12 protein-coding genes are annotated in these 11,749 nt (G+C 73.1%); 1 reads left to right on the top strand and 11 read right to left on the bottom strand.

Features of this window, described 5'->3' with window-relative positions:
• Nucleotides 1-329: 329 nt before the first annotated feature.
• Nucleotides 330-1,319, top strand: coding sequence for a DNA topoisomerase IB (locus Q0A33_RS01045; protein ID WP_291791843.1), 990 nt, complete (start codon nt 330-332; stop codon nt 1,317-1,319).
• 36 nt (nt 1,320-1,355) lie between these two features.
• On the opposite strand, the gene Q0A33_RS01040 is transcribed toward Q0A33_RS01045, so the two are convergent.
• The 11 genes from Q0A33_RS01040 to Q0A33_RS00990 form a co-directional block, all read right to left on the bottom strand.
• A complete protein-coding gene (locus Q0A33_RS01040) occupies nt 1,356-2,090 on the bottom strand; it encodes a PIG-L family deacetylase (protein WP_291791841.1) in 735 nt (244 codons plus the stop codon).
• Between the two features lie 74 nt (nt 2,091-2,164).
• Nucleotides 2,165-2,692, bottom strand: coding sequence for an NUDIX hydrolase (locus tag Q0A33_RS01035; RefSeq protein WP_291791838.1), 528 nt, complete (start codon nt 2,690-2,692; stop codon nt 2,165-2,167).
• Nucleotides 2,693-2,771: 79 nt separating this feature from the next.
• Entirely contained in the window at nt 2,772-4,043 is a 1,272-nt protein-coding gene (gene tsaD, locus Q0A33_RS01030) for a tRNA (adenosine(37)-N6)-threonylcarbamoyltransferase complex transferase subunit TsaD (RefSeq protein WP_291791836.1), read from the bottom strand.
• Nucleotides 4,040-4,618 carry a hypothetical protein gene (locus tag Q0A33_RS01025; RefSeq protein ID WP_291791834.1) on the bottom strand — a complete coding sequence of 193 codons (579 nt, stop codon included), beginning with the start codon at nt 4,616-4,618 and terminating at the stop codon, nt 4,040-4,042. Before Q0A33_RS01025 ends, tsaD begins: the two co-directional genes overlap by 4 nt.
• Nucleotides 4,611-5,900, bottom strand: coding sequence for an NAD(P)/FAD-dependent oxidoreductase (locus tag Q0A33_RS01020; RefSeq protein WP_291791833.1), 1,290 nt, complete (start codon nt 5,898-5,900; stop codon nt 4,611-4,613). The genes Q0A33_RS01025 and Q0A33_RS01020 overlap by 8 nt, the downstream gene beginning before the upstream one ends.
• Nucleotides 5,900-6,106: a helix-turn-helix transcriptional regulator gene (locus Q0A33_RS01015; protein ID WP_291791832.1), complete on the bottom strand. Its 207-nt coding sequence runs from the start codon at nt 6,104-6,106 to the stop codon at nt 5,900-5,902. Before Q0A33_RS01015 ends, Q0A33_RS01020 begins: the two co-directional genes overlap by 1 nt.
• Nucleotides 6,107-6,628, bottom strand: a complete 522-nt coding sequence (locus Q0A33_RS01010) for a DUF2975 domain-containing protein (protein ID WP_291791831.1) — start codon at nt 6,626-6,628, stop codon at nt 6,107-6,109.
• Nucleotides 6,629-6,710: 82 nt separating this feature from the next.
• Nucleotides 6,711-7,184 carry a ribosomal protein S18-alanine N-acetyltransferase gene (gene rimI, locus Q0A33_RS01005; RefSeq protein ID WP_291791830.1) on the bottom strand — a complete coding sequence of 158 codons (474 nt, stop codon included), beginning with the start codon at nt 7,182-7,184 and terminating at the stop codon, nt 6,711-6,713.
• The gene (gene tsaB, locus Q0A33_RS01000) at nt 7,181-7,912 is read right to left on the bottom strand and encodes a tRNA (adenosine(37)-N6)-threonylcarbamoyltransferase complex dimerization subunit type 1 TsaB (RefSeq protein WP_291791828.1); all 732 of its coding nucleotides are present in this window, start codon (nt 7,910-7,912) and stop codon (nt 7,181-7,183) included. Before tsaB ends, rimI begins: the two co-directional genes overlap by 4 nt.
• A complete protein-coding gene (gene alr / locus Q0A33_RS00995; RefSeq protein WP_291791825.1) occupies nt 7,909-10,074 on the bottom strand; it encodes an alanine racemase in 2,166 nt (721 codons plus the stop codon). The genes tsaB and alr overlap by 4 nt, the downstream gene beginning before the upstream one ends.
• A gap of 79 nt (nt 10,075-10,153) precedes the next feature.
• A partial coding sequence (locus tag Q0A33_RS00990; protein WP_291791823.1) for a bifunctional ADP-dependent NAD(P)H-hydrate dehydratase/NAD(P)H-hydrate epimerase occupies nt 10,154-11,749 on the bottom strand: 1,596 nt, incomplete at its 5' end.

Genomic DNA, 11,749 nt, shown 5'->3' with positions numbered 1-11,749 from the left:
TTGGAGCCACATCTGCGGGTCATGGGGTGAACGCCGAAGTCCCTCGCGATCTGCTCGATCGTGACGCCAGGTTCACGGTTCTCCGCGACGCGCACCACGTCGTCGCGGAACTCCTTGGGGACGTCATCCATCCAGGTGCCCCCAGGTACGCCATCTCCGATGTCTTCCACTCGTTCAGCAGGCCCCCTGGAGGTGGACGCCACCGGCCAGTAGCGCTCAGCTCTCCCTACGCCGCCGACAGGGCGAGGCGCACACACGCCCCCAGGGCACTCGTCGCAAGCTTGCCGAGACCATGCACAGATTCAAGACACCTTGTCTATCATCGATGCATGTCCACTTCCTCGCGGCGAAGCGCCGGACGACTGCGGCGCAGCGATCCGCATGCTCCGGGGATCACGCGCCGCCGCCGCGGCAGCGGGTACTCCTTCACAGCGCCGGACGGTTCCACGATCGCGGACCCGGACGAGCGTGCCCGCCTCCGCTCCCTGGCGATCCCGCCGGCCTGGCGCGACGTCTGGATCTGCCCCGACCCGCGCGGCCACATCCAGGCGGCAGGAACCGACGACGCCGGTCGCCGCCAGTACCTCTACCACCCGGCCTGGCACGCGAAGCAGGCGCGGAAGAAGTTCACCCGGGTGCTGCAGGTGGGTCCTGCCCTGCCCACCGCACGACGCACGGTCACCACCCTCCTGCGCAGCCGCCGCGATGACCTGGAGCACGCCTCGGCGATCGCCTTCCGCATGCTCGACACCTTCGGGATCCGGGTGGGCAACGAGGAGTATGCCGAGGCCAACGGCTCCTACGGGCTCACGACGCTGCGAGCTGAGCACGTACAGGTCTCTCGCACACGGGTGCGCCTGAGCTTCCCCGGCAAATCGCACCAGCACGTGGAGCTCGAGGCCCGCGACCAGGATCTCGCCGCAGCCCTGGCCGATGTGCTGGGGCCGGCGGACGAGCCCGCGCTGCGCTGGCGTGACGACGAGGGGTGGCACGAACTCGGCGCCGCCCAGGTCAACGCATTCCTCCAGGAGGTCACCGGCGTCGAGATGACGGCGAAGGACTTCCGCACCTGGCACGCGACCGTCCGGGCCGCCCGCGCTCTGGCGAGGCGGCACGACCCTGCCGCCTCACAGGCGCGACGGAAGAGGGAGGTGAATGCGGCACTGGACGAGGTCGCCGCCTTCCTGTGCAACACCCGAGCGATCGCGCGGAACTCCTATGTGGACCCGCGGGTCATCGACCGCTTCCTGGGAGGTGAGGTGCTGAAAGCGAGGACCTACCGCAGCGCCGAGCGGCTGCTGCCGGACTTCCTCGGGTGAGGGCGGCTGCCCCGCCGGACGGGTGCGGCCCTGTGTTCACTGCCGGAGGCGATGCGCGTCGAAGCCCGCCGCGTGTGGCACTCCCGCCGCGCGGCCGGTCTGCTCCAGCATCTCCGGGATGAAGTCGGCCGGTGCCGGGTGCCACGGCAGATCCGCGAGATACGCCTCGTGCGCCTCCAGCGACGCCACGGCGGCGGCCACCGCCTCCTCCCCCACCGGAACGCAGACGTTGGGCTCCCGGCCCGTCAGCAGCAGCCACGTGGTACCCCAGGGTTCCAGGGCCTCGTCCGCCAGGAGCTCGGGGAAAACCCAGCGGTTGTCCGCGTCCCGCACCGCGTCGATCGCGGCAAGCCCCACGGCCCGGTGGTCGGCGTGGTCGATGCCCCATCCGACGAACAGCTCACCGGAGCCGGTGACCACCGCATCCGGCCGGAACGTGCGGATCTCACGGGCGATCGCGCGTCTCAGCGGCAGCCCGTACTCCACCATGCCGTCGGGGAAGTCGAGGATCGTCAGCCGCGAGAGCCCCACCGCCTCACCTGCGCGCCTCTGCTCCTGCGCACGCAGCGGTCCGGCCTCCTCCGGCGGCCGCTGCATGCCGGCCTCGCCTGCGGTGAGCAGCAGATATGCGACCTCGATGCCGCGTGCCGTCCACTCCGCGACCGCGGCGGAGGTCCCGTACTCCGCGTCGTCCGGATGCGCGACGACCACCAGGATCCGCTCGACGCCGGACTCGTCCCAGGGCTGAGGTGCAGCTGTGCTCTCACTCATGGTCCGAGACTACTCGCGGAGGAGCACGGAGAACAGGGTACCCCTCCCTCGGCGCGGAGGCCGGGTCCACCCGCTCAGGCGTCCTCCAGTACCGCCCGCAGTGCGGGCCACGCGGAGGCGAAGCCAGGGTGGAGCGGATAGTCGGTGACGTCGTCCAGCGGCACCCAGCGCAGCTCCACGGACTCGATGTCGTTGATGCGCTCCTCCAGGGGCTCCAGGGCGCGCGCCACCACCGTGGTGTACGTCCACCCCTCCATGTCCACCACATGAGAGTCAAGCAAGCGGATGTCCGCGCCGTCCAACCTCGGCACCGCCGCCTCCTCGTGGCATTCGCGGATGGCACCGGTGAGCGGGGTCTCCCCTGCATCGATGGCCCCGCCGGGGATCCCCCATGTGCCGCCGTGCGCGGACCAGTGGACGCGATGCTGCAGCAGAACGCCGCGGTCAGGGTCGTGGATGAGCAGGCCGGCCGCTCCGAACAGCCCCCAGAACTTACCCCGGGGCGTCTCCACCCAGCCGTCGCCGGCCCGTCTGCGCGCCCGCAGATGAGCGCGCAGCTCCGGATCGAGGTCCCCGCGCTCAGGCGGGCTCTCATTCCCCACCCCACGCGCAGGAGAACGTCGACGCTCCGACCCGCTCACGCCCTCGGGCCCGTGCTCGCTCCCTGATCCGCGCTCGCGCTCAGACGAGGACATCCTCCACCTCCAATGACGACAGCACCCCGAACCCCATGTCCGACGGCGCCAGCCCCCGGGAGACGATCTCCGCTCCCAGCGCCGCAACCATCGCGCCGTTGTCCGTGCACAGGCTCAGCGGCGGCACCCGCAGCATCACACCGCGCCGCGCGCAGGCCTCGGCGAGCTTCTCCCGCAGCCGTGCGTTCGCCGCCACGCCTCCGCCCAGGAGGACGTGGTCGATGCCCGTGTCCGCGCAGGCCAGCAGCGTCTTCTTCACGAGCACGTCCACCACGGCCTCCTCGAAGGATGCGGCGACATCGGCCAGCCGCAGAGGCCCGCGCTCACCCCGCGCCTCTGCCCCTGCGGAAGCCGCTCCCGCTCCCGCTCCGCTGGAAGTTACGTCTGCGTAGCGGCCGCCCTGCACGGCCGGTACGCAGACGTAACTTCCGTTGGGAGAGGAAGCCGGGGCTGCGCCCGAGGCCGGGGCCGGGGTCGGCGCCGTGCCCGCGGGTTCGGCGCTCCGGGCGAGTTCTGCCTCGGCAGCGGTGATGGTGCGGAGGGCGGCCGTCTTGAGGCCGGAGAACGAGAACGAGTAGCGGCGCTCCGGGTCCCGGAGGTCCTTCTTCGTCGCCAGGCCACGGGGGAAGCGCACGGCCTGCGGATCGCCGGGCACCCCCGTGCCGTCGAGCAGCCCTGCCGCAGCCTTGGAGATGTTGGGGCCGCCCGGATAGTCGAGGCCCAGGAGGCGGGCGGTCTTGTCGAAGGCCTCACCCGCGGCGTCGTCGATCGTGGCGCCCAGGAGCTCCACGTCCTCGACGATGTCGCCGATCCGCAGGATCTCCGTGTGCCCGCCGGAGACCAGCAGCGCGATGGTGGGAGTGACCAGCCCCGGCGAGTCCGGCGCCACGAGGTCCACGGCGACATGGGCGGCGAGGTGGTTGATGCCGTACAGCGGCAGACCCGTGGCCGCCGCGAGGCCCTTCGCCGCGGCCGCGCCCACCATGAGCGCACCGGAGAGCCCCGGCCCTGCGGTGACGGCGAGCGCATCGAGGTCGGAGAGCGAGACCTGCGCGTCCGCGAGCGCCTGCTCGATCATGGGGCCGATGGCCTGCACGTGGGCGCGCGAGGCGACCTCCGGCACCACTCCGCCGAACCGGACGTGCTCCTCCATCGAGGAGGCCACGGTGTTGGTGAGCAGGGTGGTGCCGCGGGCGATGCCCACGCCGGTCTCGTCGCAGGAGGTCTCGATGCCGAGGACGAGGGGGCCGGCGGTCATCCGAGCTCCGCGGCGAGATCCGCGTAGCGGGCCATGAGGTCCGCCTCCGGCACGTCGAACGAGGCGGAGGCGTCGCCGGCCTCGTGCGCGAGTTCGGCCGCGAGGAGCCGCAGATGCGTCTCCCAGACGGGACCCACCTGCTCCACCACCGTGCGGATGACGTCCGGTTCCGTGTCCGGATCCGCGATCGTGTGCGCGAGCGAGATGCGGGTGGAGACGCTGCCGGTCTCCTCACCGTCCGCCCCGCCGCCAGCCTCACCGCGCAGCGTGACGCCCAACCGGCCGATCCCGTCGATCTCCACGAGGATGTGGGCCTCCTCCGGGTCGTCCTCCGGCGAACGCACGGACAGGAGCTCGCCGGGAACGGGCTCGTCGTCGAACGTGAAGCGCAGGGTGTCGCCCTCGCCGGGGCCGTCCGCGTCCCGGTCGAAGCCCGCGAACCACACGTCCACGAGGCGCGGATCCGTGAGATGCGGCCAGATCTGGGCCGGAGTCCTGTCCACGGAGATGCCGAGTACGAGGTCGACACCGTCCTCCCATTCGATGAGCGATGCGTCCACGGTGTCCTCAGCCATGCACCCAGTCTAGAGGCGGTGCGGAGGATCCGGGCAGGGAGGAGGAGAGCGCGGAGGCCGGTACCGCGGGCGTGTCCGGGAACGAGCGGTCCGCGAACATGATCCGCCGCGCGAGCGCCTCCCCCGCAGGTGTGCGCAGCGCGGCGAAGCCCACCCGCATGACGCTGCGGTGCCGCACGAGGGCCAGCATCTGCCGCATCGCCACACGGCCGGCGAACTTCCTCCGCAGGAACACGCCGTCGTAATGCGCCAGCATGCCGGGATCGCTGGCACGCAGCGCGTCGTCGAGGCAGTCCACGGCGTAGTCGGAGAGCCGCAGACACGGATCGAGACCACCGGCCGTGAGCGGGGAGACGGCACCGGCGGCGTCACCCACGAGCAGGCCGGCCGGAGAGCTGATCCTCCGGAGCAGACCGCCCACCGGGATGGGACCGCCGCGGCGTTCCACGTCGGCAGGCTCGCGGTCCTCTGCCCTGAGTCCCGGCGCCTGCGCCCTGAACCGCTCCAGAGCGCGGCGCGCACCTCCGGGGAAGCGCGCGGAGTAGCCGGCAGTGCCCACGTGCAGGTGCTCGCCGTCGTCGACCACCCAGGCCAGATACCCCGGCGCGAGGACGGGATCGAGGACGCAGTGGAAGACGGGCTCCGCCGAGGCCGCGCGCACGGGGCTCACGTCCTCCGCGCCCACCAGCAGCTGCGTGTTCCGGTCGAGTCCCAGCTCGCGGGCCACGCGGGAACGCGCTCCGTCCGCGCCCACGAGGAAGCGGGCGCGCACGCGCAGCCGCTCGGGGCCTCGGGCGAGGAGGTACCCGCCGTCCGTGCGCCCCGTGAACCGGGTCCGCAGCAGCACTCGCACACCCGCCGCACGCGCCCGGTCCAGCTCGTCCAGGTAGAGCCCGGACATGTCGCCCACCCGGTACTCGTCGCGGTCGCTCACCAGTTCCAGCGGAGCGGCCGGGCCCGCGCCCGAGGCCGGCGGATACAGATGCACGCGCCGGATCGCGGGACCCAGCCGGGTCTCCGGCAGATCGAAGTCGTCCAGCGTCCGCCGCACGAAGATGCCGGTGGTCCTGATCGAGGCGCCCAGGTCCGCCCGCCTGTCGCACAGGAGGACGGCGTGCCCGCGTGCGCTCAGCTCTCGGGCCACCCGCAGACCGGCGAGGCCGGCGCCCACCACCAGCACGTCCGTGTCGATGCGCGCGGGCGGGTCTCCGCCGGTCTCGACGCGACCCGTCGCAGCGCGGCTCATTCCCTCTCCGGCGCTGAGCTCACGATGCTCGCCCATCAGTCCTCCACCCACTCGAGGATGTCGCCCGGCTGGCACTCCAGCACCCGGCAGATCGCGTCCAGCGTGGTGAAGCGGATCGCCTTGGCTCGCCCGTTCTTCAGGACCGCGACGTTGGCGGGGGTGATCCCCACCCGCTCCGCGAACTCCCCCACGCTCATCTTCCGCTTGGCCAGCTCGACGTCGATGCGCACGATGACGGCCATTCAGACCACCGCCTCCATGTCCGTCCGCAGTTCGGTGGCCCTGCGCAGCAGAGCACGCATGACGACCATGAGCAGCGCGCAGACGGCCGTGAAGGTGGCGGCGAGACCCAGCACCACGGGCCAGACCGGATCGCGGCCGTCCGCGAGCGCGAGGACGAGCACCGCCAGCAGGAAGAGGCAGGCGCCGCCCACCACCACGACGATGGCGTCGACCCAGATGCGCGCTTGCGCACTGAAGATCTCACCGCGGGTGACGAAGCCCAGCAGCCTCCAGATGCACACGATGACGACCTGCACGCACAGGCTCACCACCACCGTCACCGTGAGGGCGGTCGTCTCGATCCCCTCGACCGCGCGGGTGATGTCGACGCGCTCCACGAGGTCCCCGGAGAGCGCGCTCACCTCCACGACGACGAAGATCGCGAAGAGGACCAGCAGCAGTGCGCGCAGAGTCCACACCGCCGCACGTGACCGCGCGGTGTCCGAAGGTTCGGCGGGAAGGAGGTGCTCGGATTCGCTCATGCATCGAGAATGGGCAATAACCTATCGAAAGACAATCGATATGAGCGGTTTGTCGATAGCTTGCAGGAGACTGGCAGGGCGCTCAGAGGAAGGCGCGCATGAGGATCGCGTCCGCTTCCGCGTAGTAGCCGCGGCGACGGCCGATCTCCGCGAATCCCGCGGAGGCGTAGAGCCCCAGTGCCGCCGCATTGCCCTCGGCCACGTCGAGGTAGAGAGCTTCCGCACTCCTGGCCCGCGCGTGGTCGGCCGCGTGCGTGAGCAGACGCCGGCCGATCCCCTGCCCCTGTGCCCGCGGGGCCGTGCCGATCGTCATGACGTCCGCCTGCGGGCCGGAGACGCTCACTCCCACGAACCCGAGGATGTCCGCGCCCTGCGCTGCGACGACGAAGTGCGCCCCCGGAGCCGCGAGCTGCGACCAGAAGAAGGCGGGCGACCACGCGTCCCGGCCGAACAGCCGGGAGTCCAGCTCCGCCACCTCGGCGACGTCCCACCACCGCATCCTGCGCAGCACGACCGCGGGAGGCGAGACGTGATCGACGGACGCGCCGGCGCTCATGCGAGCAGGGTGGCGCGGCGGTCGGCGGGCTTGGCGTCCGGGTCCCGCAGATACAGCGGCTCCGTGCCCGGCAGGGTGCGGCCGGCGGCGAGCGCACGCCCGGCCCAGCGGCCCAGCCACTCCGCGGTCGGCTCCAGCGCGGCAACCTCGGTGAGGTCCGGTGCCCCCAGCATCTCGGCGTAGAGCGCAAAGCCGCGGCCCACTCGCCTCACACCGGCCGCGGACGGCAGCTCGGCGGCCAGCGCGGCGGGCGCGAGCACCTGGGGCCCCGCGGTGCGCACCGGCAGTCCGTCCGCGTCCAGGCCGGAATAGGCGCTCACGTAGACCTCCTTCCGGCGCGCGTCAGTGGCGACGACCGTGGGCACCGCACCCACGGCGGTGGCTGCGCCGGGCACGGCGTCATGGCCGCGGCCCCCCGGCTGCACGTCCACGAGACTCCGCAGCGCGAGCGCGTCGTGGCTCACCACTCCGTACAGCGGCACCCCCAGTCCCAGGGCGGCGCCGGTGCCCGCGGCGATCCCGGCCCGCAGACCGGTGAAGGGACCGGGTCCGATGCCCACCACCACCGCCTCGGGCGCGGGTCCGGCCGCCAGCAGCTCCTTCAGCGCCGGCCCCATGAACTCCACGTGCTTCCGGGACGAGAACTCCGTGCGTTCGGCGAGAAGCTCCTCCCCGTCGACCAGCGCCGCGGTCGCCGCCGCCGAGGTGTCGAGTGCGAGGACGATCATGGCCGGTCCCCTTCCTGGTGGGTGGGTGCGTGCACTGTCGGAGCGGGCTGAGCAGGTGCCCCGTGCGCGGATGCGGACGGGAATGCCCGCACGAGGCCGCGGAGGCTCTCTCCCCTCTCCTCCCAGGCGGGGCCGACGGGGTGGATGACCACGATCCGCTCCTCGTCCTCGGCTCCGTACTCTGCCGGGCCGCGGTCCTCGCCCTCCGATCCGCCGAGGGCATCGTCCAGTGCATCGCCGGCAGGCTCGGCCGCGCCTCCCGCTGTGCTGTGTGCCTCTCCGGCCGGCACATCGCCGCTGCGCTCGGCACCGGTGAGCTCAGTCTCCAGGCCGTCGTCGGCCTCCGGCGCGCCCACTCCGGTCACTTCCGCGTCCGCTGCGCCCAGCGCTCCTGTCCGCAGGATCTCGATGTCGAGGTGGTCTCCGAGCGACTCAGCCATGCCGCGGCCCCACTCCACCACCGTGACGGACTCGTCCAGGGCTGCGTCGAGCCCCAGATCCTCGAACTCCTCGGCTCCCGTGAGCCGGTAGGCGTCGACGTGCACAAGGCCCGGGCCCGCACCTCGGGCGGGGTGTTCGCGGGCGATCGTGAAGGTGGGTGAGGAGACCCGGCCGCGCACGTCCAGCGCCCTGCCGAGGAACTGGGTGAGCGTCGTCTTGCCCGCGCCCAGGTTGCCCGTGAGGACGACGACGTCCCCGGCCCGCAGCACGGCGGCCAGCCCGGAGGCGAAGGCGGCCATGCCCTCGCGGTCCGCGATGCGCAGGCGAACGGGATCTGCCCGCAGACGGGAGGCATCGGCAGATTCGTTCCCGTCTGCGGATTCGCCCGCAGAGACGTCCTCATCCGGGCGGATCCGCAGACGGGAAGCGTCGATCGCCGCGTTCGCGTCTGCCGGCTCGGGGAGCGGCCCGCTCGCCACCTCACGGTCCACCCGCGGCCCCACCCGCGCGACGATCTCGTAGTTGATGGTGCCGGCCCATTCACCCCACTCCTCGGCGCTCGGGCCGGTGCGACCGTCGCCGAGGACCACGACCGCGTCTCCGGTCTCCACCGGCGCGTCCCCCACGTCCACGACCATCTGGTCCATCGCGATGCGGCCCACCACGGGGAACCGCCGCCCGCGGATCGTCACCTGTGCGCGGCCGGAGGCTCCGCGCGGAATGCCGTCTGCATAGCCGCCGGCCACCAGGGCGAACCGGGTGTCCGCGGGCGCGCGGTAGGTGAGGCCATAGGAGGCTCCGTGCCCCGCCGGCACCTCCTTGACGGTGAGCACGCGGGAGACGAGAGACATGGCAGGGCGCAGGCCCAGATCCGCCGCGGTGCGGTCCTCGAACGGGCTGAGACCGTAGGTGGACAGTCCCACGCGGACCATCGTGCCGCCGATCTCCTCTCCGCCCAGCGCACCCGGTGAGTTCGCGAGGTGGGTCTCCAGGGCCTCGGGATCACCCAGCGCTCCGCCCACCGAGTCCAGGAAGGCCGTGAGCTCACGCTGCCGGGCACGGAACTCCGCCACCTGCTCCGCCGTGGCAGGGTCACCTGGGACGTCCGCGTTGGCGAGGTGTGTCATGAGGCCGGTGATGCGCAGGTGCTCGGCCTCCGTGCTCGTCCAGCCCCGCAGCTCGGAGAGCAGGCCGGCGAACTGCGCGGCGGTGAAGCCGCCGCGGCCCAGACCCGTGTCCACCTTGAGGTGCACCCGGGCCGGCACCCCGGTGCGGCCGGCGGCCTCGGCGGCGCGCCGCACGCCCTCCGCCGTGGAGCAGCCCACCTCGATGTCCGCACGCAGGGCCGGAGCGAGGTCCGTGCGGGAGTCGTGCAGCCAGAAGAGGATGCGCACATCGCCCGCGGCCGGCAGGGTCTCGCTGGGCTCTTCATCGCCGGCCTCGGGCTGCTGCCGGGCGCCCGGCGTTCCGACCGCGGACTGCAGGTCCAGCAGCAGCGTGTGGACCTCGAGCGCCTCCGCGAGAGTGGCCGCGCCCAGGTCCCTCACCCCGCCGCGCAGCAGCGCCGGCACCGTCTGCGCGAGGCCGTGACCGTAGGCGTCGGCCTTCACCACGCACATGAGCCGCCGCTGCCCCACCTGCGCCCGCAGTGCCCGCACGTTCTCCGTGAGAGCCCGCGCATCGATGCGCGCGCGGAGGACGGAGGGGGCGGATGCGCTCATGGAAGGCTCCTCGGGTTCGAGCGTGGGGGCTGCGGTGGTTCGGATGGCCGGAGTGCCGGCGGGCGGGTCCGCTCGGATTCTACGGCGTGGCACCGCCCGCGGGCATTCCCGCCGCCGAGGCCTGTCCGGCCAGGCCCACCATCACGCCTTCCACCTCCCTGATCTGGGCGGACGCATGTGTGGCGCGCCTCCCGGCCCGATTGTGGAGGAGCACGGCCAGCGCCGCCAGGTGCGCGGCCCGGGCGTGCGGGTCCTCTGCAGCGGGCACCGAGGTGCCGGACGGTGTTGCGGTGCCGGCCGGTGTTGCGGTGGCGGTCGGCGTCGCGGAGCCGCGGGCGGCAGGGCTGCCGTCGGCACAGCCGGCAGCGCCTTCTGCGCCCGGGGCCGCGGGGCCGTCCGCACCCGGGGCCGTAGTGTTGCCGGTTGCGAGCGCGGCGCCGACGAGACCGGCGAGCACGTCCCCGCTGCCCGCCGTGGCGAGCAGGGCGGGCCCGGGACTGGGCGCCCAGAGGACGCCGGACGGCTGGGCGATGAGCGTCCGCCCTCCCTTGAGGAGGACGACGGCACCCACGCGCCGCGCCGCCTCTCGCGCCCACCGAGCGGGATGGGCCTCGACCTGCGCGCGGGTGGGGCCCGCAGCCTCGGCGTCAACCGGACCGCCGGCGACGCCGTCCTCCGCCGGGAGCGCACTCAGCAGCCGGGCCAGCTCCCCGGCGTGCGGCGTGAGGACGGAGCCCGGCGGCAGCGGGGGTGCGCCGTGCGCGGCCCGGACGAGTGCGGGGACGATCTCCAGCGCGCCCGCGTCGAGCACGAGCGGCGTCCCCGCGCCCACCGCCTCCACGAGGAACTCCCTGTAGTCCTGCGGCTCCGGGGCGCCGGGGCCCATCGCCCAGGCCTGGACGCGGCCGGGCGCGGTGACGCATTCCGGGGCGGATGCGAGCACCGCGTCCTGGACGGCGCGGGCACCCAGCACCCGCACCATGCCCACTCCGGCGGCAAGTGCGGCACGCGAGGTGAGGACACCCGCCCCCGGATACCGCGCGGACCCGGCGATGACGCCGAGCACGCCGCGGGTGTATTTGTGGTCGCGGGGGCCGGGCAGCGGCCAGTCGCGCAGGTCCGCATCCTCGAGCACCCAGGCCTCTGGGTCCTCCGCGGCCGGGAGGTCCAGCCCGATGTCCACGACGTCCACCCGGCCACAGGCCTCGGCCCCGCCGGGCAGGAACTGGCCGGCCTTCGCACCGCCGAACGTCACCGTCACGTCCGCGCGCACATGCCGGGGATCGCACTCCCCCGTGGTCGCGTCCACGCCGGTGGGCATGTCCACGGCGACGACGAGCTGCCGCCGCGCCCTCTGCTCCCGCTGAGCATGCTCTCGCCGGCTCTCCTGCTTCCGCCGGCCTTCCTGGTCCCGCTGGTCCTGCCACCTGCCCAGCAGACCGGCCAGCGGCTCGCGCAGCGGCAGACGCGCGCCGGTGCCCAGCAGGCCGTCGATGACGAGGTCCGCCTCGAGGAGGACGCACAGAGCGTCCGGCCGCACCTCGGCACCCGCATCCCTGTGAGCCTCGGCTCGCGCGTCCGGATACGCCTCGGCACCCGCGCTCGGAGACGCCTCGAACCGCACTCCTGCCCGCACCGCCGCCGCGGTCGCCTGTGCGTGGAGCCGTCCCAGAGG

This window comes from Brevibacterium sp., assembly GCF_022712115.1.
GTDB classification, from domain to species: Bacteria; Actinomycetota; Actinomycetes; order Actinomycetales; family Brevibacteriaceae; genus Brevibacterium; species Brevibacterium salitolerans.
Note: the sequence above shows the minus strand (reverse complement) of the source record. Positions and strands in the feature narration are given on the sequence as shown.

Coding starts and splice junctions, on each gene's coding strand:
- Q0A33_RS01015 (WP_291791832.1), bottom strand. CDS start 6,106: ATGGCCGTCATCGTGCGCATCGACGTCGAGCTGGCCAAGCGGAAGATG.
- Q0A33_RS01025 (WP_291791834.1), bottom strand. CDS start 4,618: ATGGCTGAGGACACCGTGGACGCATCGCTCATCGAATGGGAGGACGGT.
- Q0A33_RS01045 (WP_291791843.1), top strand. CDS start 330: ATGTCCACTTCCTCGCGGCGAAGCGCCGGACGACTGCGGCGCAGCGAT.
- tsaB (WP_291791828.1), bottom strand. CDS start 7,912: ATGATCGTCCTCGCACTCGACACCTCGGCGGCGGCGACCGCGGCGCTG.
- Q0A33_RS01040 (WP_291791841.1), bottom strand. CDS start 2,090: ATGAGTGAGAGCACAGCTGCACCTCAGCCCTGGGACGAGTCCGGCGTC.
- alr (WP_291791825.1), bottom strand. CDS start 10,074: ATGAGCGCATCCGCCCCCTCCGTCCTCCGCGCGCGCATCGATGCGCGG.
- Q0A33_RS01020 (WP_291791833.1), bottom strand. CDS start 5,900: ATGGGCGAGCATCGTGAGCTCAGCGCCGGAGAGGGAATGAGCCGCGCT.
- rimI (WP_291791830.1), bottom strand. CDS start 7,184: ATGAGCGCCGGCGCGTCCGTCGATCACGTCTCGCCTCCCGCGGTCGTG.
- Q0A33_RS01010 (WP_291791831.1), bottom strand. CDS start 6,628: ATGAGCGAATCCGAGCACCTCCTTCCCGCCGAACCTTCGGACACCGCG.
- tsaD (WP_291791836.1), bottom strand. CDS start 4,043: ATGACCGCCGGCCCCCTCGTCCTCGGCATCGAGACCTCCTGCGACGAG.